The following is a 21,103-nucleotide window of genomic DNA, read 5'->3' on the forward strand; positions in this document are numbered from 1 at the left end:
TCAACTTTTTTTATTTTCCTCCTTTTAATTTACCCTGCCACTCTTGTAGTTTTTTCCACTCACCTTGGTATACTAATTTAGCTTGTTCTGGACCGCGATATATCCCTGTGCTATCTGGGATCATATTATTATATAACGCCCCAAACACATCTATTTGCTGAGAAAAAAATGCCTTTTGTTACAAAATAACTTTTAATTGCATTTGCTCTAGCTATGCCTAAATTTGGAAATGCAGAAGTATTTTGTTCGTCTTTTACATACAATCCTGTAATACTAATTGTTTTTAAGGGGTTATTACTTAAATAATTTTTTAAACGTTCGACACCTTGTTCTACCGTTTTTGAAATTGGCTTAACAATAACAATACCCGACGTATTAAAGTTAAAGTTGTCTGTAACATTTAGACTAAAACTACCGCTAAAATCTTGTATTAAAAACGAATACTCCGTGGCCGATTTAGAAATGTTAACCCCCGACTCTGATACAATTGTTTCCTCCTTACAACATGATGTACAACGTTTACAATACAAAATTGTACCTAAAATAATGGTTAACTATACACCTAATAGGTAAACTGCTTTTCTACTCATTGGTTTTGGTTTTAAATTATTGAATATTAAGGTATTAAAATTTTGATTTATTTTCAACAAAATAAAATACAGCACTTTTACCAAAACAAAAAAGCACTTTCAGTGTCTTGAAAGTGCTTTATAAATAAATATAAATAGCATTTAATAATCTAAATTCTTAATAAAGTAATTTATATAGGTTTAACGCAACATAAATCCTTTAGCAGCCCACCATGGCTTAACTTCGACCTCTAATTGACCAGCTTTTACCATTGGATCTGCATGAGCTAAACTATCTGCCATCTTTTGGGTAGGTACATTATAAATAGTAATACCACGTAGATTGCCATTATCTCCAAAAGGTCCAGATATATCTGCATAACCCAATTTGTACATTTTATTTAAATGAGCTATATGTTGGTCTTGCAAATCTTTTGCTTCTTCTTCATTTTGAGTTCTAACGGTTCCCCCTTTTAAAAAAGCTATAAAATATTGTTGCATTAAAATAGTATCGTTTGTATCCTGATCTATATAATCAAAAGTTTCAAAACCTTTTGCTTCTAAATCTGCTTTTATGTCTTTATAACTTTTAACTACTTGTTCCGTTTCAGGTTTTACTTTCACAGAATCTAAAGCTGTCAATGTATTTAAACTATCCAATACCTTTGATGTTGACGGTGCTGTTTTTTCAGTTTTATTACAACTAAAACATATTAATGTAAGCATTATACATATTAAATATTTCATATTCCCCATGTTTTATAAGGTTTTTTGCTAAGCTGAGAGTTATAATATTTAACCTCTCCAGTTACTTCTTTTCCCAACCAAAGTGGTTTAGAAATTACTTCTGTAGGATAGCTTAATTCTACTTCTGCAATGATGAGTCCGGCATTAGCTCCAAAAAATTCATCAACTTCAAAAGTATGTTGATTCATTTTAATTTCATAACGAATTTTATCAATCACTCCAGCTTCACATAATTTTAAAAGCGCTTCTGCATCTGTCTTTTCTATAGGTTTCTCCCACTCAAATCGTTCCAGACCATTTTTGGTAGATTGCCCTTTTACAGTAATAAAACCTTCCTCTCCTTTTAGTCTTACGCGTACCGTACGCGCTTTATCTGTATTTAAAAATCCTTGAACAATTTTAGTTTGCTTAAAAGCCTCTGCCTTAAAGGCATTAGATGTTACTAAAAATTTACGCTCTATTTCTATCATATTCTTTTGCAATTTCTTTTATCTTCTCAGACGGAATACATTGTAATTTATACGAGTGGTCTGCTAACCACAGCATAGCAGATACAATTGTTTTGGTTTGTATGGGTTTATATTTTTCTAATTTTCCTATAAACAATGGCGACACTATATTTATTAACACTTTACCTATTGTTTCACCCAACCTAAACTCATTTCTAGGACCTGTTATTAAAGAAGGCTGAAGCAAATACGTGTGTTTAAGGTTTAAAGATAATACAACAGCCTCCATTTCGCCTTTAGTTCTGTTATAAAAAATTTTACTTTTAGAATCTGCTCCTAAAGCAGAGATACATATAAAACGAGTTATATTATTTTTAACACACAAATTAGCTGCCACCACAGGAACACCATAATCTATTTTATGATATATGGTTTTATCTGGAGTTTTAGTTTTGGTAGTTCCTATACAACAGAATACTACATCTGCCCGAAATAAAGTTTTATAATTATCTAACTCAAATACATCTATTAAATATTCTGTAATCTTTGCATTTTTAATTCCGCATGTAGATCTACTAAATAATACAATCCTATTATAACTGCTATCATTTAATAGTGCATTCAATAAGTTATTTCCAGTTAAACCTGTTGCTCCTAATACAATAGCTGTTTTACCCATAAGTTTATATTTGCTTTAATAAAGTTATTATAAATTTGTGTAATAGTATACAAAACAGATTGCAATTAACCATAGTATTGTTACACTAATTTATGACATTTGACTTTCCTTTACGAAAAATAATTCATGTAGATATGGATGCGTTTTATGCGTCTGTAGAACAATTGGATACTCCTGAACTAAAAGGGAAAGCCATTGCTGTAGGCGGTAGCGAAAAACGAGGTGTTGTAAGTGCAGCAAGTTACGAAGCCCGAAAGTTTGGCGTAAAAAGCGCTATGAGTGGCATACAAGCTAAACGTAATTGCCCAGATTTAATTTTTGTTAAACCCCGTTTTGATCGCTATCGTGAAATTTCTAAACAAATAAGAACAATTTTTTTTGAATATACAGATTTGGTAGAACCCCTTTCTTTAGACGAAGCTTATTTAGATGTCACTGTAAATAAAAAAGGGAATCCAAGCGCATCTCTTATTGCCGAAGAGATTAGAGCTCGAATTTTTAAAGAAGTTGGACTAACAGCTTCTGCTGGAATCTCTATAAATAAATTTATTGCAAAGATTGCTAGTGATTACAATAAGCCAAACGGACAAAAAACAGTGAACCCTGAAGATGTCTTAACCTTTTTAGAAGACTTAGACATTCGTAAATATTATGGTGTTGGCAAAGTAACAGCCGAAAAAATGTACCAATTAGGAATTTATACAGGTAAAGACTTAAAAGCTAAAACCATTGAATATCTAGACACGCATTTTGGTAAGTCTGGGCGTTATTATTATTACGTTGTACGCGGAATACATAATAGCGAAGTAAAACCAAACCGCATTAGAAAATCGCTGGCTGCAGAACGTACATTTAGTGAAAATTTATCTAGCGAAATATTTATGCTAGAAAAACTAGAACACATTGCCGAAGAAGTCTCTAGACGTTTAAAGAAAAGTAAAGTTGCAGGAAAAACCATTACTCTAAAAATTAAGTACAGTGATTTTACATTACAAACCCGTAGTAAAACACTTCATTACTTTATTAGCGATGCGGCTTTAATAATGGATACTGTAAAATCTTTATTAATTCAGGAAAAATTAACAAATTCGGTTAGACTCTTAGGTATATCTATTTCTAACCTTAATACAGATAAGCAACATAAAAATACAGATTCAAAAAGTGTAAGTGTGCAATTAAAACTTCAATTCTAAATTTATTTCAATTTTATTCAAATTCTAATTTATAATACTAAAACACTTATAAATAATTCAGAATTAGCAGTTTTGTAAATTTTTATTTATCATTTTCTTAATTTAGAATTATTCTTATTAAATAAAAACCATCAAATTAGCAGAGTTTTAAAATTATTCTCAAAACGACTATTTTTATTTGTACTTAGTCTAAATAAGATTAGTTTTGTTAAAAATTTTAAGAAAAACCATTAATGAAAAACCACTTAACTCTATTTCTTTTTTTAATTAGCATTGTTGCTAATGCACAACAGGGAATTTTAAAAGGTAATGTTGTTTTCGATACTAATGAACCTGTACTTGGTGCTCATATAATATTAACAGGTAATAACATCACAAAAGAAACAGCTACAGATTTTAATGGTAATTATAAGTTTAAAAATGTGCCTTTTGGAACATATGCTATACAAATTCATTCGTTAAATGCAAACTCTAAAACCATTTCTGTATCACACACCTCTGCTGAAGAAAATCATAAAACAATTTTAAAGTTTGCAGAATATCATGATCTTGATGAAGTACTAGTAAAATCTCAGACTACAAAACAAAAAATTGAAGATAAAGGGTTCTCTGTAAATGTTATAGAAACAGAAGAAGCAGGCCTTAGAAACATACAAACAAACGAATTATTAAGAACAAGCGTTGGGGTAAACATCAGACAAAGTGGAGGTTTAGGATCAGACGTGCAATACAGCCTAAATGGTTTGTCTGGTAGTGCTGTTCGTATCTTTATTGACGGCATCCCCATCTCTATTTACGGATCATCTTTCAGCTTAAACAGTATACCGCCATCTATGATTAAACGTATAGATGTTTACAAAGGGGTTGTTCCTGGCTATTTAGCAGACGATGCTTTAGGTGGTGCGATTAATATTATACTTAATGAAGGTGCAAAAAACAATTTAAATGCATCTGTTTCTTACGGGTCGTTTAATACATTACAAACAAGTCTTAATGGATTGTATCGTTTTGAAACATCTGGATTTACTGTTAAAGCCTCTGGATTTTACAACTATTCTGATAACGATTATAAAGTTTCGGGTAGAAGTGTTGTTGTAACTGGTTTAGGTGGTGTGCAAACACCAATTACAGCCAGACGTTTTAATGATGCTTATGAATCTATTGGTGGAATGGCCGAAATTGGTTTTACAGATGTTAAATGGGCCGATCAGTTTTTTGTAGGAATTACAGGATCCGACGACTATAAAGAAGTGCAACATGGTGCTTTTATGACAATTACACCATATAAAGGCCGATTTTTAGAATCTGATGCATTATTGGGAAGTGTAACCTACCAAAAGAAAGATATTTTTACTGAAGGTTTAGACGTAAATATCCATGGTTTATACGGTTCTAGAAATAGAGTTGTAAACGATACTGTTGCCGCTGCTTACAGTTGGAATGGTGAGCGAGCTATAGATTTTAAAGGAGACGAATATGAATACACTTGGGGCTCTCAACAAGAAGGCGGACCAACTTTAGCGACTATAAAAAGATATGTAGCTTCGGTACGATCTGGAGTATCTTATGCCTTTAATAACCAACATAAAATATTGCTTAACCATGTGTTTAGCCGTGTAGATAGAGAAGATAGTGATGTAATGAAATCTGTTCTAGAAAACACGTTTATGGGACAACGAGATTTAGACAAAAATATATTCTCGCTTACTTACGAGTTTAGTGCTTTCGACAACAAATTAAAAGCTAATATTTTTGGTAAACACTATCGTCAAAAAACAGTTAATATAGATCCTGCTATTGAAGAAGATGAAGATGGTAACGACCAAATTGTAGATGAAATTATTGAAAGTAATAATAAAGATAACGGTTATGGTTTTGCTTTATCTTACGATATTTTTTCAAATGTGTCTTTATTAACATCTGCAGAAAAAGCAATCCGTTTACCAGATGAAACAGAAGTCTTTGGTAACGATGGAGATAATGTTGTTGCAAACCCTAGTATAAGACCAGAAACGAGTAAAAATTTAAATTTTGGATTCAGATTTGGAACCTTTAAACTTAATAATCATGATTTCTCCATCTCTACAAACTTTTTTATAAGAGATATAACAGACAGAATAGGTTTACCAATAGAAACCTCTCTAAATATAGACGACGAAACAATAGTCTATGTAAATCAGGGGAATGCAAAATCAGAAGGATTTGATGCTCAACTAAATTATACGTATAAAAATAATCTTGGTTTCAACTTTAATATATCTCATTTTGATTTAACTACTGAGACGGCCCAAGGTACAGAAGTAGACATACCCAATACACCTTTTTTTACAATGAATGCTAGCTTACGTTATGCATTTAAAGATCTTATTCAAAAAGGATCGCAATTAAATCTGTTCTATACCATGTATTTTACAGATGAGTTTTCGTACCTAACAGCTCAAGGCTCTAATACTGTTGGAGATGAATTCTTTCTAGTACCACAACAATTATCTCAGGATTTTGGAGCAAGTTATGCATTCCCAAATAAGAATTTAGTATTGAGTTTTGATATCAAAAATATATTTGATGAAGCCGTTTACGATAATTTATCTGTACAAAAACCAGGAAGAGCATTTTACCTAAAATTAAATTACACACTCAATAAATTTTAATAAAAACAACAAACAATTATTTAATATGAAACGCAATTTTTTAAATTACAAAGTTCTTAGTGCCATAGCATTAACCATGGGTTTATTTGCATCATGTAGTAGTGATGATTCTAATAACACTATCGATCCAGATCCGGATCCAACTACAGAATCACGATGGATAACTGTAGCTGCTGCAAGAATGGGAGAAGATCCAGGAGATGGTAACGGAGGTACATTAATTTACTCTGTTAGTAGTGAAGATGCTAAAGACCCAACAGTATCTATAGAACCTTTTGATTATGGTTTTATTGTTCCATCTAACAGAACGGCTAGATTACAATCATCTGAAGATGGTAATACTATGTTTAATATTAGTTATGCTGGAGACACAGGGGGAAATTACACAAAATACACTGTAGAAGGTGGACAAACATTTACACAAACGGGTTCTGAAATTAGTATTGCACCTTACGTTGGAACAGCACCAAGATGGATTAAATTATTTGATGGTGACCAAACTGGAGCAGCTGTGTATGTTTCTACAGAAAATGAATTTGATGAAAACGGAGATTATACTCGTACAGAGGCTACAATGGGTATTGTGACTTTAGATCTACAAAACTCTTTAATTAACGATTTTCAAGAGCACAGTGTGCCTTTAACAGAAGAGGAAGAAGCTGCTGGATATTATATTTCTAGAATAGATATGCCTACATTAAATGAAGCTGGCGATAAATTATACATAGGTGCACGTTTAAGCAAAGTAGATCCTGCAACGACCGAAAGCGATAGTGATTATGAAATTTTAGGTTCTAAAACAATTGTATTAGACTATCCTTCATTATTAAACCCATCTGTAATTTCATCTTCTGTAGGACACGGAAACACTAATGGTTACCGAAGTATTAATGCTTTTGAATACAACGGAAGTGTATACCAAGCGAACCAAAGTGATCCAGAAGGGTCTCATATCTTAAAAATTGATGCAGATAATGAATACGACGATTCTTACGTATTTAATTTAGATGATGCACTTGGTGTAGAAGGAGCTTATATCCTTGCTTGGAGACCAGCTTCTAATGGTAAAGCAGTTATTGCTTACCGTCATGATGGTTCTGCTGAAGGCGTAGCAGGTGCTCAAGGATTTTTTGCTCTAGCAGATTTAAATACTAAAACTGCAACTAAAATTGATGAAATCCCTTACGATCCTGATTTCTACTTATTTCAATATCAAGGATTTGTTGTAGATGGAACAGAAATATACTTAACACAAGCTCCTGTTGGTGAAAACGGAAACATTTATGTTGTAGACACCGAAACTGGAGAAGTAACTAAAGGTGCTGAATTAGTCAATGTAGAAGGAAGCCACTTTATTGGAGTATTCTAGAATACCCCGAAAAAGCAAAAAGACTGTCTAAATAGACAGTCTTTTTTTTTATTAAACTTATTTACCTCACTTTAACTTAGAGCGTAATATAGTACCAATAATAAAGGTGTCTAGTTCTAAAATTAGACACCTTTATTTAATTATTTATATATGTATTTTAAAATACCTTACATACTAGATTTTGTAATCTCGGTAACACGTAAAGTATTTACCATACCTTTTTCATGTATTGGCATTGCAGCTAAACTAATTAACATATCTCCTTCTTGAAGATACCCTTTATCACAAGCGAGTTTATTTACATCTTCAATCGTTTCATCAGTACTTACAAATCTATCGTAATAAAAAGCTTTAACACCCCATAATAGGTTTAATTGCGTTAAAATACGTCTGTTAGATGTAAATACTAAAATGTGAGCAGAAGGCCTCCAAGCCGAAATTTGAAACGCTGTATACCCACTATTTGTAAGCGTAGAAATGGCTTGTGCATTAATTTCGTTTGCCATGTTAGCAGCATGAAAACAAATAGATTTGGTGATATAACGTTTAGTACGAATATGTGGTGGAGATTGTGGCACTTTAATAAGTGGCGAATCTTCAACACTTTTAATGATATTAGACATTTGTTTAATAACCTGTACTGGATATTTCCCTACAGAAGTTTCACCAGATAACATTACAGCATCTGCACCATCCATAACAGAATTCGCTACATCATTAACTTCTGCACGTGTTGGTGTTAAACTATCAATCATAGTTTCCATCATTTGCGTAGCAATAATTACTGGAATTCTAGCTTTCTTAGCACAACGTACTAGCTGCTTTTGAATTAATGGCACTTCTTGAGCTGGAATTTCTACTCCTAAATCACCACGAGCAACCATTAAACCATCACAGTAAGCAACAATCTTATCTATGTTTTCTACGGCTTCTGGTTTTTCAATTTTAGCGATGATAGGAATTTTATTTTCGCTATGCTCTTTTATAAGGTCTTGTAATTGCATTAAATCTTCTGCATGACGTACAAAAGATAACGCAATCCAGTCTACTTGTTGAGAACATGCAAAAATAGCATCTTCAATATCTTTTTCTGTAAGTGCAGGCTGAGAGATATTAGTATTAGGAAGGTTTACCCCTTTTTTAGATTTTAAAGGCCCACCTTGAATAACTTTAGCGGTAACCTCATCTACATTATTACTTGATACAACTTCAAAAATCAATTTACCATCGTCTAGAAGAATACGTTCTCCAGCTTTAGCATCTTGAGGAAATTGTTTATAAGTCATGTAAACACGGTCTTTAGTCCCTTCGAATCGCTCTCCGGTTGCAAAGATAATTTCGTCTCCAGGATTCACAAAAACTTCTTCCTTCATGACTCCTACACGAAGTTTAGGACCTTGTAGATCTCCTAGTATTGCAGCATTATAACCGAATTCATCATTTAATTCACGAATAATTCTAATACGTTCTGCAACGTCGTCATAATTTGCATGAGAAAAATTAATTCTAAACACATCAGCACCTTCGTCTAACATGCCTTTTAAAACTTCTTTCGTACTTGTCGCTGGCCCTAATGTAGCCACTATTTTGGTCTTCTTTCTTTTCAACATTAATTAAAAATTAAATTGTCTTTAGATTTTATCTGATCCACATTTACCGTATAAGTTGTTATAACCTGAGGTATTTCTTGGATTTTATTCACTATTAATTGTTCACTTATTTGTAAGTCTTCTTTCGTAATCTTCATTAAATAATCTACATTTTTTAACTCAGGGATTAAGTTGTAAGACTTTATAATTTTTTCTTGATTTGCAAACAGTAATCCCGAGCTTTGTAAGCTATCTTCTTCACGTTTACAAATATTAGACACCAAATTATATGTAATTAAATTGGCTTTGTCTTTCCATTCAAATATAGAGTAAGCGGCAGAAAAATATTTGTAATCAACATCTTGTGCACTTCTCACTAAACTTAAATTTAAATATTTATTTAAATAGTAAGCTAATCTATAATCTTCTAAGCGACTATGTATGGCAATTAAAATATAATCGACATCCTCAAGAAAGTCTTCAAGATTAAGTTTATGAATAGCCATAATCGTTACTTTAACTGTAAAGATAACATTTAAAAGCATTCGAAAATGACCTTTTTAACTTATCTTATTGTTATATTTTTACGAAAACGTTTTAGTTTATGCGAATTTTAAAAAAATCTTTCGATATATATTCAGACTACGTATTTTTTGTAATCTCTTTCTGAAATACAAAAAAAGCACGTTTTGAGGCTTTTTCTTCGGCCTTCTTTTTTGAAGTTGCTCTTGCTTTTGCAACCACTTTTTTATTTATAGATAATTTTACGGCAAAATGCTTAACATCGTCATTTCCTGTATCATCATATACATCATAATCAAATGTTTTTTTCTCTTTTTGGCACCATTCTATAAGCAAACTTTTATAACTTATAACTTTACCTTCTAATTTTTCAATATCTACAAAAGGTAAAATAATGCGTTTGTAAATAAACTTTTCGCAATATTTAAACCCACGATCTAAATAAATAGCACCAACTAAAGCTTCAAATAAATTACCATGTATATTATCTCCAAATTGACCTTTGGGGATTTTACTTTCTACCAAGTCTATTAGTTTTAAATCGCGGCCAAGTTCATTTAGATGTTCGCGACTCACAATTTTTGAACGCATTTTGGTCAGGTAGCCTTCGTCTCCTGCTGGGGCTTCTTTATATAAGTAAGAAGCAATTACAGAGCCCAACATGGCGTCTCCTAAGAATTCTAAACGTTCGTAGTTTATGGTATTACCTTTATCGTCCCTAATGTTCATAGAGCGGTGCGTAAAGGCAGTTTTGTAGAAGTTCTCATTTTTAGGTTTAAAACCCAAAATTTTAGAGACTGAAACAAAAAAATTCCCGTTATTTTTAAAACGGGAATTTAATATGTAACGAATGTTTTTCATTCGTGTTTAATCTAATTTTCTAAATAATACACAAGCGTTGTGACCGCCAAATCCAAAGGTATTACTCATAGCCACTTTAACATCTCTTTTTTGAGATTTGTTAAGTGTTAAATTCAATTCTGAATCAATAGTTTCATCAAAAAATTCGTGGTTAATTGTAGGAGGCACAATACCGTTTTCAATAGCTAAAATTGCAGCTATAGATTCAATAGCACCAGCAGCACCTAACAAGTGACCTGTCATTGATTTTGTTGAATTGATGTTGATGTTTTTAGCGTGCTCACCAAAAACTTCGGTAATTGCTTTTAGTTCTGCGACATCACCTAAAGGAGTAGAAGTACCATGTGTATTTATATGGTCTACATCTTCTGGTTTTAATCCCGCATTTTCAAGACAATTTCTCATTACAGCCATAACACCGATACCTTCTGGATGTGGAGCTGTCATATGATGTGCATCTGATGACATTCCTCCTCCTAAGACTTCTGCATAAATTTTGGCTCCCCTTGCTTTCGCATGTTCGTACTCTTCAAGAATTATGGCTCCGGCACCTTCCCCTAACACAAAACCATCTCGGGTTGCATCGAAAGGTCTAGATGCAGTCTCTGGACTTTCATTTCTTGTAGATAACGCATGCATCGCATTAAAACCTCCCATTCCTGCAATAGTTACAGCAGCTTCACTACCTCCAGTAACAATAACATCGCATTGGCCTAAACGAATATAATTTAGGGCGTCTATCATTGCATTTGCTGAAGAGGCACATGCAGAAACTGTTGTATAGTTAGGACCCATAAACCCATGTTTAATAGATATGTTTCCTGGAGCTATATCTGCAATCATTTTAGGTATAAAAAAAGGGTTAAATCGTGGCGAACCATCACCTGCCGCAAAGTTTAAAACTTCGTTTTGGAATGTCTCTAAACCACCTATTCCTGCTCCCCAAATAACACCTACTCGTAATTTATTAACAACGTCTAAATCTAGTTTGGCATCTAAAATAGCTTCATCTGAAGCCACCATAGCATACTGCGTAAACCTATCCATTTTACGAGCCTCTTTTCTATCTAGAAAATCGGTAGGGTTAAAGTTTTTTAATTCGCAAGCAAATTTAGTTTTGAACTTTTCAGTATCAAAATATGTTATAGGAGCAGCACCACTTTTACCACTAATTAGAGCATCCCAATATTCATCTATTGTATTCCCTATTGGTGTAAGTGCTCCTAAACCTGTAACTACTACTCGCTTTAATTCCATAAAAATCTTTTCCTTATTTTGCAGCTTCTATGTATGATATAGCTTGACCAACTGTTGCAATGTTTTCTGCTTGATCATCTGGAATTTGGATATCGAATTCTTTTTCGAATTCCATAATTAATTCTACAGTATCTAATGAATCTGCTCCTAAGTCGTTTGTGAAGCTAGCTTCAGTTACAACTTCGTTTTCATCAACACCTAATTTGTCTACGATAATCGCTTTTACTCTTGATGCAATGTCTGACATAATCTTTAATTTTAAGTTTAAATAAGGTGCAAAAATAAAAAACTTTATTTTAAAACACGCTTTTAGTTAAAAAATAGTGAATGTAAATTAATTATTTTACACTCAAGTACTTTAATTTTGCAATGTAAATTTAAAAAAAACATTCTTTTTTAACAAAAAACAGAATGTCGTTTTAAGCCTTATTTTACTGTGTTTATCGCGATTTTTAAACTAAAAAACACCACTCATGAAACGTATTGTAATTTTTGCTTCTGGATCTGGATCGAATGCAGAAAATTTAATAAAATATTTTAAAACACACGACAAAGCATCTGTTGTACTAGTTCTTACAAACAATGCTAAAGCCAAAGTTTTAGACCGTTGTAAAAACTTAGAAATTAGCGCACTATCATTTAACAAAATTGCATTTACGCAAACAAATGATGTTTTAAACCTTTTACATGCTGCTAAACCCGACCTTATTATTTTAGCGGGTTTTTTATGGAAATTCCCTGAAAACATATTAAACGCTTATCCAAATAAAGTAATTAATATTCACCCTGCTTTATTACCTAAATTTGGAGGAAAAGGCATGTATGGGATGCATGTTCACCAAGCAGTTGTCACCAATAAAGAAGTAGAAACTGGCATTACTATACATTATGTTAATGAGAATTACGATGAAGGCGCTACCATTTTTCAAGCCACTTGTCCGGTTTTAATCACCGACACCGCCGAAGATGTTGCTGCAAAAATTCACGAATTAGAAATGAAACATTTCCCTCTAGTTGTAGAAAAACTAATAAGCTAAAACATTTTAAACGCGTTTGTAAAACTAATCGATGTCAAAAAAAAAGAAATATTATACCGTTTGGAAAGGACATAAGCCTGGGATTTACGACACTTGGAATGCCTGTAAAGCGCAAACTAAAGATTACCCTAGTGCTGTTTACAAATCTTTCCCAACCTTAGACGCTGCCAAACACGCCCTAAACAGCAACCCGAAAGACTTTATTGGTAATAAAAAATTTACGAGTGGATTAACCTCTGAACAATTAAGAAAAATAGGAAAACCTAATTACAATTCCATTGCTGTAGATGCCGCCTCTAGTGGTAATCCAGGAATCATGGAGTATAGAGGTGTAGACACAAAAACTAAGAAACAACTTTTTATACAAGGACCGTTTAAACAAGGTACAAATAATATAGGTGAGTTTTTAGCCATTGTGCATGGTCTTGCATTACTAAAAAAAAACAATAGCAACCTATTAATATATACAGACTCTAAAACCGCTATAAGCTGGGTAAAAAAAAAACAGTGCAATACTAAGTTAGAACGCACAGAGAACAACAAAGATGTATTTGATTTAATTGATCGCGCTGTAAGTTGGCTAAAAAATAACGACTATAATACTACCATTGTAAAATGGGAAACTAAAGCTTGGGGTGAAATCCCTGCTGATTTTGGAAGAAAATAAACAGATTCTAACATGTAAGTTAAATAATTTGAATTTATTTTAAGATGAATAAATTACAAGTATTAACACATAAAAGCTATATTTGCAAAAAATTTAACACCCCTATATGAGCCAATTAGTAATCGTTGGGACCGTAGCTTTTGACGCTATTGAAACCCCATTTGGAAAAACTGATAAAATTCTTGGAGGCGCTGCCACGTACATCGGATTATCTGCATCGCAATTTAATTTAGATAGTGCAGTTGTTTCTGTAGTAGGAAACGATTTCCCACAAGATTACCTAGATTTATTATCCAATAAAAATATAGATATCACGGGTTTAGAAATCGTAAAAGATGGTAAAACATTTTTTTGGAGCGGTCGCTACCATTACGATATGAATACCAGAGACACATTAGCCACAGAACTTAATGTACTTGCAGATTTTAATCCTATAGTACCAGAAGCTTATAAAAATGCAGAAGTGGTTATGTTAGGAAACTTACACCCTATAGTTCAATTAGGTGTATTAGACCAAATGACAACAAAACCAAAATTAGCCATTCTAGACACTATGAATTTCTGGATGGATAATGCTTTAGAAGATTTACATAAAGTTATTGCTAGAGTAGATGTTCTAACTATAAACGATGAAGAAGCTAGACAATTAACAGGAGAATACTCTTTAATTAATGCAGCTCAAAAGATTTTTGAATTAGGCCCTCAATTTGTAGTTATTAAAAAAGGAGAACACGGTGCGTTATTATTCCATAAAGACGAGATATTCTCTGCACCAGCATTACCTTTAAAAAGTGTATTCGACCCTACTGGTGCCGGAGATACTTTTGCAGGAGGATTTGCAGGGTTTCTAGCAAATTCAGGACAATATACTTTTGAAAGTATGAAAACTGCCCTTATTTACGGATCGGCTTTAGCATCTTTTTGTGTAGAGGAATTTGGTACAGAACGGCTACAAAAAGTTACAACCGAACAATTAAATATAAGGTTACAGCAATTTAAGGAATTAACCACTTTTAATATAGATTTATCTTAAAAAAACACGCGCCTTAAAAATGGCGCGTTTTTTAATTAATTTTATTAATAATATACAATGAGCGATGCTTTAAAACATGAATGCGGTATAGCACTCATAAGACTTTTAAAACCATTAGAGTATTATAAAGAAAAATATGGTACTGCATTTTATGGCGTAAATAAAATGTATTTAATGATGGAAAAACAGCACAATCGTGGTCAAGATGGTGCAGGTTTTGCTAGTATTAAATTAGACACTCATCCTGGAGAGCGTTATATCAGTCGTGTGCGATCTAACGCTCAACAACCTATTCAAGATATTTTTTCGCAAATTAATGCTAGAATTAATCAAGAATTAGTTCAGCACCCTGAATATGCAGACAATGTCGATTTACAAAAAAGACATATCCCGTATGTTGGAGAAGTCCTTTTAGGTCATGTGCGTTATGGAACTTTTGGAAAAAACAGTGTAGAAAGTGTGCACCCTTTTTTAAGACAAAACAATTGGATGCATAGAAACTTAATTCTTGCCGGTAACTTTAACATGACCAATGTTAACGAGTTATTCGACAACTTAATTCGCATTGGACAGCATCCAAAAGAAAAAGCCGACACGATTACCATAATGGAAAAAATAGGCCATTTCTTAGACGATGCTGTTGCTAAAAAATACAAGCAATTAAAAGCAGAAGGCTATTCAAAAACAGAATGCTCACCATTAATTGCAGAGCGCTTAAATGTTGGAAAAATATTAAAAAGAGCTGCTAAAAATTTTGACGGAGGTTTTGCTATGGCAGGAATGTTAGGACACGGAGATTCTTTTGTGCTTCGTGATCCTGCAGGTATTAGACCAGCTTATTATTATAAAGACGATGAAGTGGTAGTTGTAGCATCAGAGCGCCCAGTTATACAAACCGTTTTTAATGTAGATTTCGATAAAGTAATTGAGTTAGAACCCGGTCATGCCATAATTACTAAAAAATCTGGAAAAGTTAAAATTGAAAAAATTCTAGAACCAACAGAACGTAAAGCCTGTTCTTTTGAACGCATTTACTTCTCTAGAGGTAGCGATGCCGAAATATATCAAGAACGTAAAATGTTAGGAAAATTATTATTACCTAAAGTTCTTGACACCATAAATTTTGATACTAAAAACTCTGTGTTTTCTTATATCCCTAATACTGCAGAATCTTCGTTTTATGGAATGATAGAATCTGTAGAAGATTATTTAAACAAAAGAAAAACCAAAGCAATAATTGAAGGCAAAAACTTATCTGAAGAACAAGTTACAGATATATTAAAAGAACGCCCAAGAATTGAAAAAATTGCGATTAAAGACGCTAAGCTACGTACATTTATTACAGAAGATAGTAGTCGCGACGATTTGGTAGAACACGTATACGACGTTACCTATGGTGTTATAAAAAACACAGACAACATTGTTATTATAGACGATAGTATTGTACGAGGTACAACGCTTAAAAAAAGTATTATTAGGATGCTAGATCGTTTACACCCTAAACGCATTGTTGTTGTATCGTCTGCACCTCAAATACGTTATCCTGATTGTTATGGGATAGATATGGCTAACTTAGGAAGCTTAGTTGCTTTTAGAGCCATGTTAAGTTTACTTGAAGCTAATAATAAATACCACCTTGTTGAAGAGGTATATCATAAATGTAAAGCTCAAGTAGAACTAAAGGATACCAAGGTCAAAAACTTTGTAAAAGAATTGTACGACCAATTTACAGACGAAGAAATATCTGTAAAAATTGCCGAACTTATTTCTGACGATTCTATAAATGCTGAAGTTCATACAATTTTCCAAAGTGTAGAAAATTTAAATAAAGCTTGTCCTAAAAATTTAGGCGATTGGTATTTTACTGGAAATTATCCTACTCCTGGAGGAAATCGTGTAGTGAATAGAGCATTCATTAATTTTTTCGAAGGAAACAACCAACGTGCTTATTGATAAGGATTTACAACTTAATCTATATAATTAAACGTTTTACCTAATATTAATGCATTTAATCTAAAAGATTAAGGAGAAAAACAAAAATACTCTAATTTGGCAGAACCATAACATAAGTAGGTTAAGTTCATGGTAGATTTGGGGCAAAAAAGGTGAACGTAAGTTCACCTTTTTTATTTATAGACCTCTATTAACCTATTACCTTCTCTCTCTTTTAATATTTATATCACTAAACACATTATTTAGTAAACTTAATCTCTAAGAGTACGAATGTTATGCCAGCTTCTAAATATCTACAGTCTAAATAATCAATAATTACTGTATTAAAATAACACATATCCTATCTCATTTTAGTACCACACATCCTGTAAAACAGTAAAACTATACGTGATTACCCTAAAACTATACTAAATTAACCCAACAGCCAAGTAACATTAATTTAACAGTTAAAATACTATACAATATTGCCAATATCGATGTTTTCTAACTTTAAGATCGCATATATATTTGCAGTGTTAATCGTTAAGAACGACAGTTATGAAAAATATAATTACACTTAGTATTTGCTTGTTAGTAATGACAACTAGCTTTGCAACAAATTACACAGACATCTCCTTCTCTAAAAAAGGTGATGGATCAAAGATGGAAATTATATTAACTCTAAGTGATGTTAAAGCTGGTCAAGAATTATATATTAAAGATGAAAATGGTGTAATTCTATATAATCAAACAATACAAAAATCTGGTATTTACAATAGTAAATTTGACATATCTGCTTTACCTGATGGAAATTATCATTTTGAACACGATAAAGATGCTTACACAAAATTAATTCCTTTCACCGTTGACAATGGAGAGGTTAACTTTGCTAAAGCTAAAGAGAAAGTAATTTACAAGCCGATAGTACGTCTTAAGAACGATTTCATATATGTTTCTAAATTAGATTTAGAGAAAAAAAATGTAAAAATCAATATTTATTATTCAGCTAAAGATAAAGGTGAATTAAAATTAGTACACTCTGATGAAATTTCTAATACAATTAAAATAGAGCGTGCTTACCGTTTATCTGAATTACATAAAGGAAATTACAAAGTAATCATCGAAAGTGACGGAAAAAGTTACATCGAGAACTTTAAAATTTAGTTTTAAATAGATAGTATTTAGTTATACTATTGAATTTAGTTAGTTTGTTTGTAAGAGTGAAGCTGGTTACTTCACTCTTTTTTTTTGCCTACAAATCACACTTCTTCAGCCCTAATATTAGCATAAAATATTTATACAATTAAATTATAAAAACATCTAAATCTTCTAATCTATTTTTAAAAGAAATTAAAAAACTACACGTCTATAACCTTTTAAAATTGTCTAAGGATAAAAAATTAAAATTTTAACCAAAATAACGAATTTCAATTTTTTCCCTTCCTAATTAACAAAATCTATAAAAACCCACACAAAAAAAAGTAATTAGCAAATACACTTCATTTAGATTACATATATCTTTAGATAAAGAATTTTTAGAAGATTTTTTTATAAAAAGCTTAATATTTAACCCTAAAAAAAGCGTATTAAATGAAACAAAAATTACTAATCATGCTACTAATTATAACTAGTGGCAGCTTTTTACATGCTCAGGACTATTTCCCCGAAAGTAAAGGTGTAAAATCTACTAATCACAACTACACCGCCTTTACTAATGCCAAAATTTACATTACTCCAACACATATTATCGAGTCTGGTACATTATTAATTAAAGATGGCAAAGTGGTTTCTGCAGGAGAACAAATTACACTTCCAAAAAACACTGTAATAATTAATGCTGAAAACAAAACCATATACCCATCGTTTATAGATGTATTTTCAGATTTCGGTGTATCTAAACCAAAACGAGAAGGCGGCCGAGGCAGATCTGCACAATATGATGCAACTAGAGATGGATTTTATTGGAACGACCATATTATGCCAGAAACAGATGCTGTTGAAGTGTTTAAATACGATAACAAAAAAGCCAAAGAATTACTTGAAGCTGGATTTGGAGTTGTAAACACTCACTTACAAGATGGAATTGCTCGTGGCACAGGAGTTTTAGTTACATTAAACGAAAATGGCACAAATGCAGAACGTATTTTAAACGACCGCTCTGCACAATATTTTTCATTTACAAAAAGTGTAGCAAAATCTCAGTCTTACCCAACCTCACTAATGGGAGCAACAGCCTTATTACGCCAATTGTATTATGATGCAGATTGGTATGCAAAAGGAAACATTACAGTTACAGATCGCTCTTTAGAAGCTTTAAACAATAACAAAGGACTTAAACAAATTTTTGAAGCTGGTTCTAAAAGTAATGTAATAAGAGCAGATAAAATTGGTGATGCTTTTGGCATTCAATACGCCATTTTAGGAGGCGGTAATGAATACGAAATGGTATCTGCTATTAAAGGAACCAATGCCCAATTAATTCTTCCATTAAATTTCCCAGACGCTTACGATGTATCAGATCCATTTAGTGAAACTTTTATTTCATTATCTGATATGCGCCACTGGAACCAAGCTCCAGCAAACCCAAAAATATTAGCAGAAAATGGTATTATATTTTCTTTTACATTAAAAGATTTAAAGAAAACTAAAGATTTTAAAGACAAATTATTAGAAGCTATAGCCTACGGATTACCTAAAACTAAAGCTTTAGAAGCCTTAACCACTATTCCGGCTCAAATATTAGGACAATCGGATAAAATAGGAGCATTGCAAAAAGGTATGGAGGCTAATTTTATTATTACATCGGGTGATTTTTTTGACAAAGAAACTATAGTTTACGAAAACTGGGTACAAGGAAAAAAGAACTTGATTAAACCTACAAATAGCAGCGATATTAGAGGTGAATATACTATTACAACTCAATCTAAAGAATTTAAATTGTCTATTAAAGGTACTGCAGACGATCCTAAAGCAACAATTAAACAAGACTCTACCACCCTAGCTTCAAAATTTAAATTTGAAAACAATTGGTTAAACATGTCTTTTACAGACAATGCGTCTGAAACATATAGATTTTCAACATTAATACCTTCTCAAACAGATGCTTTTAATGGAAAAGTGATAACTTCTAATGGCGATCAAAATTTTAGTGCTAAACTAACAAACGCTTTTGTGGCTAAAGAAGAGAAAGACAAAAGCAGCGAACCTACAGAAATAGTACCAATAACATATCCAAATATCGGATATGGAAACTTAGAGCTTCCCAAACAAGAAACTATACTTTTTAAAAATGCTACAGTTTGGACTAGTGAAGATGCTGGTATTTTAAACAATACAGATGTACTTGTAAAAGATGGGAAGATTGCAAAAATTGGTAAAGATTTAGCTGCAGGAAAGGCCAAAATTATAGATGCAACAGGAAAACATTTAACAGCAGGAATTATAGACGAACATAGCCATATTGCAGCATTATCAATTAATGAATCCGGGCACAATTCTTCTGCTGAAGTTAAAATGGAAGATATTGTAGATCCAGACGATATTAGTATTTATTATGCACTAGGTGGTGGTGTAACATCTTTACAATTATTACACGGTTCTGCAAATCCAATTGGAGGACAATCTGCTATTTTAAAATTAAAATGGGGAGAAACAGCAGAAAACATGATTTACGACAATTCGCCTAAATTTATAAAATTTGCTTTAGGAGAAAATGTAAAACAAAGTAATTGGGGAAGTACAAACAGATTTCCACAAACACGAATGGGTGTAGAACAGGTGTTTATTAATTATTTTCAACGTGCTAAAGAATATGGTGAAAAGAAAAAAAGCGGAGCACCTTATCGCCATGACGAAGAAATGGAAACATTGTTACAAATTTTAAATGGCGAACGTTTTATTAGCTGTCACTCATACGTACAAAGCGAAATTAACATGCTTATGAAAGTTGCAGAACAGTTCGATTTTAAGGTAAATACTTTTACACATATTTTAGAAGGCTATAAAGTAGCCGATAAAATGGCAGAACACGGTGTTGGAGCTGCTACATTTAGTGACTGGTGGGCTTATAAGTTTGAAGTAAATGACGCCATACCTTATAATGCAGCTATAATGCAACAACAAGGAGTTACAGTTGCTATTAATAGCGACGACCAAGAAATGATTAGAAGACTAAATCAAGAAGCAGGGAAAACAGTAAAATACGGAGGGATGACAGAGTTAGAAGCTTGGAAAATGGTTACAATAAACCCTGCAAAACTTTTACACTTAGACGACAGAGTTGGTAGTATTAAAAAAGGAAAAGATGCAGATCTTGTACTTTGGGACAGCCACCCAATGTCTATTTATGCTAAAGCTGAAAAAACACTTATTGAAGGTGCGGTATATTTTGATATTGAAAAAGATAAGCAGCAACGCGAGCGCATAAAAAAGGAACGTGCACAATTGGTAGATTTAATGCTTCAAGAAAAATCTAAAGGCAAAACTACACAAAGACCAACCGGAAAGAGAAAAGAAGAAATGACTTGCGAATCGCTATAAAAATTAAGA

General features: G+C 32.4%; 18 protein-coding genes. 9 read left to right on the forward strand and 9 right to left on the reverse strand.

Annotated features, from left to right (window positions below; genetic code table 11):
- Positions 1 to 128 precede the first annotated feature (128 nt).
- The 4 genes from FNB79_RS03355 to FNB79_RS03370 all read right to left on the reverse strand — a co-directional run bounded on the left by FNB79_RS03355 (position 129) and on the right by FNB79_RS03370 (position 2,444).
- Positions 129 to 530 (reverse strand): OmpA family protein, encoded by a 402-nt coding sequence (locus FNB79_RS03355; protein WP_143379956.1) that lies wholly within the window; start codon positions 528 to 530, stop codon positions 129 to 131.
- 240 nt (positions 531 to 770) lie between these two features.
- Positions 771 to 1,316, reverse strand: coding sequence for a YciI family protein (locus tag FNB79_RS03360; RefSeq protein ID WP_143379957.1), 546 nt, complete (start codon positions 1,314 to 1,316; stop codon positions 771 to 773).
- Entirely contained in the window at positions 1,313 to 1,786 is a 474-nt protein-coding gene (locus tag FNB79_RS03365) for a CYTH domain-containing protein (RefSeq protein ID WP_143379958.1), read from the reverse strand. Before FNB79_RS03365 ends, FNB79_RS03360 begins: the two co-directional genes overlap by 4 nt.
- Positions 1,767 to 2,444 (reverse strand): NAD(P)H-binding protein, encoded by a 678-nt coding sequence (locus FNB79_RS03370; RefSeq protein WP_143379959.1) that lies wholly within the window; start codon positions 2,442 to 2,444, stop codon positions 1,767 to 1,769. Before FNB79_RS03370 ends, FNB79_RS03365 begins: the two co-directional genes overlap by 20 nt.
- A 92-nt stretch (positions 2,445 to 2,536) precedes the next feature.
- On the opposite strand from FNB79_RS03370, the gene dinB reads away from it, so the two are divergent.
- The 3 genes from dinB (at position 2,537) to FNB79_RS03385 (ending at position 7,657) form a co-directional block, all read left to right on the forward strand.
- Positions 2,537 to 3,637: a DNA polymerase IV gene (gene dinB, locus FNB79_RS03375; RefSeq protein ID WP_143379960.1), complete on the forward strand. Its 1,101-nt coding sequence runs from the start codon at positions 2,537 to 2,539 to the stop codon at positions 3,635 to 3,637.
- Positions 3,638 to 3,870: 233 nt separating this feature from the next.
- Positions 3,871 to 6,288 (forward strand): TonB-dependent receptor, encoded by a 2,418-nt coding sequence (locus FNB79_RS03380; RefSeq protein WP_143379961.1) that lies wholly within the window; start codon positions 3,871 to 3,873, stop codon positions 6,286 to 6,288.
- A 25-nt stretch (positions 6,289 to 6,313) separates the two neighbouring features.
- Complete coding sequence (locus FNB79_RS03385) at positions 6,314 to 7,657, forward strand: hypothetical protein (RefSeq protein WP_143379962.1); 1,344 nt, start codon at positions 6,314 to 6,316, stop codon at positions 7,655 to 7,657.
- 167 nt (positions 7,658 to 7,824) lie between these two features.
- On the opposite strand, the gene pyk is transcribed toward FNB79_RS03385, so the two are convergent.
- From pyk to FNB79_RS03410, 5 genes are all read right to left on the reverse strand, one after another.
- Entirely contained in the window at positions 7,825 to 9,267 is a 1,443-nt protein-coding gene (gene pyk / locus FNB79_RS03390) for a pyruvate kinase (RefSeq protein WP_143379963.1), read from the reverse strand.
- Complete coding sequence (locus FNB79_RS03395; RefSeq protein ID WP_143379964.1) at positions 9,267 to 9,752, reverse strand: IPExxxVDY family protein; 486 nt, start codon at positions 9,750 to 9,752, stop codon at positions 9,267 to 9,269. The genes pyk and FNB79_RS03395 overlap by 1 nt, the downstream gene beginning before the upstream one ends.
- A 136-nt stretch (positions 9,753 to 9,888) precedes the next feature.
- Positions 9,889 to 10,629, reverse strand: a complete 741-nt coding sequence (gene rnc, locus FNB79_RS03400) for a ribonuclease III (RefSeq protein WP_143379965.1) — start codon at positions 10,627 to 10,629, stop codon at positions 9,889 to 9,891.
- A 6-nt stretch (positions 10,630 to 10,635) separates the two neighbouring features.
- Entirely contained in the window at positions 10,636 to 11,886 is a 1,251-nt protein-coding gene (fabF, locus tag FNB79_RS03405; protein WP_143379966.1) for a beta-ketoacyl-ACP synthase II, read from the reverse strand.
- 13 nt (positions 11,887 to 11,899) lie between these two features.
- Positions 11,900 to 12,133 carry an acyl carrier protein gene (locus FNB79_RS03410; RefSeq protein ID WP_007647141.1) on the reverse strand — a complete coding sequence of 78 codons (234 nt, stop codon included), beginning with the start codon at positions 12,131 to 12,133 and terminating at the stop codon, positions 11,900 to 11,902.
- Between the two features lie 226 nt (positions 12,134 to 12,359).
- Here FNB79_RS03410 and purN point away from each other — a divergent pair, with 226 nt between their 5' ends.
- From purN to FNB79_RS03440, 6 genes are all read left to right on the forward strand, one after another.
- Positions 12,360 to 12,923 carry a phosphoribosylglycinamide formyltransferase gene (gene purN / locus FNB79_RS03415; protein ID WP_143379967.1) on the forward strand — a complete coding sequence of 188 codons (564 nt, stop codon included), beginning with the start codon at positions 12,360 to 12,362 and terminating at the stop codon, positions 12,921 to 12,923.
- Positions 12,924 to 12,954: 31 nt separating this feature from the next.
- Positions 12,955 to 13,590 carry a ribonuclease H1 domain-containing protein gene (locus FNB79_RS03420; protein WP_143379968.1) on the forward strand — a complete coding sequence of 212 codons (636 nt, stop codon included), beginning with the start codon at positions 12,955 to 12,957 and terminating at the stop codon, positions 13,588 to 13,590.
- Positions 13,591 to 13,696: 106 nt separating this feature from the next.
- Positions 13,697 to 14,623, forward strand: a complete 927-nt coding sequence (locus FNB79_RS03425) for a PfkB family carbohydrate kinase (RefSeq protein ID WP_143379969.1) — start codon at positions 13,697 to 13,699, stop codon at positions 14,621 to 14,623.
- 57 nt (positions 14,624 to 14,680) lie between these two features.
- Positions 14,681 to 16,576 carry an amidophosphoribosyltransferase gene (locus FNB79_RS03430; RefSeq protein ID WP_143379970.1) on the forward strand — a complete coding sequence of 632 codons (1,896 nt, stop codon included), beginning with the start codon at positions 14,681 to 14,683 and terminating at the stop codon, positions 16,574 to 16,576.
- A gap of 537 nt (positions 16,577 to 17,113) precedes the next feature.
- Positions 17,114 to 17,719 carry a hypothetical protein gene (locus tag FNB79_RS03435; RefSeq protein WP_143379971.1) on the forward strand — a complete coding sequence of 202 codons (606 nt, stop codon included), beginning with the start codon at positions 17,114 to 17,116 and terminating at the stop codon, positions 17,717 to 17,719.
- 426 nt (positions 17,720 to 18,145) lie between these two features.
- The gene (locus tag FNB79_RS03440; RefSeq protein ID WP_143379972.1) at positions 18,146 to 21,094 is read left to right on the forward strand and encodes an amidohydrolase family protein; all 2,949 of its coding nucleotides are present in this window, start codon (positions 18,146 to 18,148) and stop codon (positions 21,092 to 21,094) included.
- Positions 21,095 to 21,103 lie beyond the last annotated feature (9 nt).

This window comes from Formosa sediminum (assembly GCF_007197735.1).
Lineage (GTDB): Bacteria > Bacteroidota > Bacteroidia > Flavobacteriales > Flavobacteriaceae > Formosa > Formosa sediminum.

Excerpts from the sequence above, each read along its gene's own strand:
- FNB79_RS03395 (WP_143379964.1), bottom strand. The coding sequence starts at position 9,752 with ATGGCTATTCATAAACTTAATCTTGAAGACTTTCTTGAGGATGTCGAT.
- FNB79_RS03435 (WP_143379971.1), top strand. The coding sequence starts at position 17,114 with ATGAAAAATATAATTACACTTAGTATTTGCTTGTTAGTAATGACAACT.
- FNB79_RS03420 (WP_143379968.1), top strand. The coding sequence starts at position 12,955 with ATGTCAAAAAAAAAGAAATATTATACCGTTTGGAAAGGACATAAGCCT.
- FNB79_RS03370 (WP_143379959.1), bottom strand. The coding sequence starts at position 2,444 with ATGGGTAAAACAGCTATTGTATTAGGAGCAACAGGTTTAACTGGAAAT.
- purN (WP_143379967.1), top strand. The coding sequence starts at position 12,360 with ATGAAACGTATTGTAATTTTTGCTTCTGGATCTGGATCGAATGCAGAA.
- FNB79_RS03440 (WP_143379972.1), top strand. The coding sequence starts at position 18,146 with ATGAAACAAAAATTACTAATCATGCTACTAATTATAACTAGTGGCAGC.
- FNB79_RS03425 (WP_143379969.1), top strand. The coding sequence starts at position 13,697 with ATGAGCCAATTAGTAATCGTTGGGACCGTAGCTTTTGACGCTATTGAA.
- pyk (WP_143379963.1), bottom strand. The coding sequence starts at position 9,267 with ATGTTGAAAAGAAAGAAGACCAAAATAGTGGCTACATTAGGGCCAGCG.
- FNB79_RS03365 (WP_143379958.1), bottom strand. The coding sequence starts at position 1,786 with ATGATAGAAATAGAGCGTAAATTTTTAGTAACATCTAATGCCTTTAAG.
- FNB79_RS03385 (WP_143379962.1), top strand. The coding sequence starts at position 6,314 with ATGAAACGCAATTTTTTAAATTACAAAGTTCTTAGTGCCATAGCATTA.
- FNB79_RS03430 (WP_143379970.1), top strand. The coding sequence starts at position 14,681 with ATGAGCGATGCTTTAAAACATGAATGCGGTATAGCACTCATAAGACTT.
- rnc (WP_143379965.1), bottom strand. The coding sequence starts at position 10,629 with ATGAAAAACATTCGTTACATATTAAATTCCCGTTTTAAAAATAACGGG.
- fabF (WP_143379966.1), bottom strand. The coding sequence starts at position 11,886 with ATGGAATTAAAGCGAGTAGTAGTTACAGGTTTAGGAGCACTTACACCA.
- FNB79_RS03410 (WP_007647141.1), bottom strand. The coding sequence starts at position 12,133 with ATGTCAGACATTGCATCAAGAGTAAAAGCGATTATCGTAGACAAATTA.
- FNB79_RS03380 (WP_143379961.1), top strand. The coding sequence starts at position 3,871 with ATGAAAAACCACTTAACTCTATTTCTTTTTTTAATTAGCATTGTTGCT.
- dinB (WP_143379960.1), top strand. The coding sequence starts at position 2,537 with ATGACATTTGACTTTCCTTTACGAAAAATAATTCATGTAGATATGGAT.
- FNB79_RS03360 (WP_143379957.1), bottom strand. The coding sequence starts at position 1,316 with ATGAAATATTTAATATGTATAATGCTTACATTAATATGTTTTAGTTGT.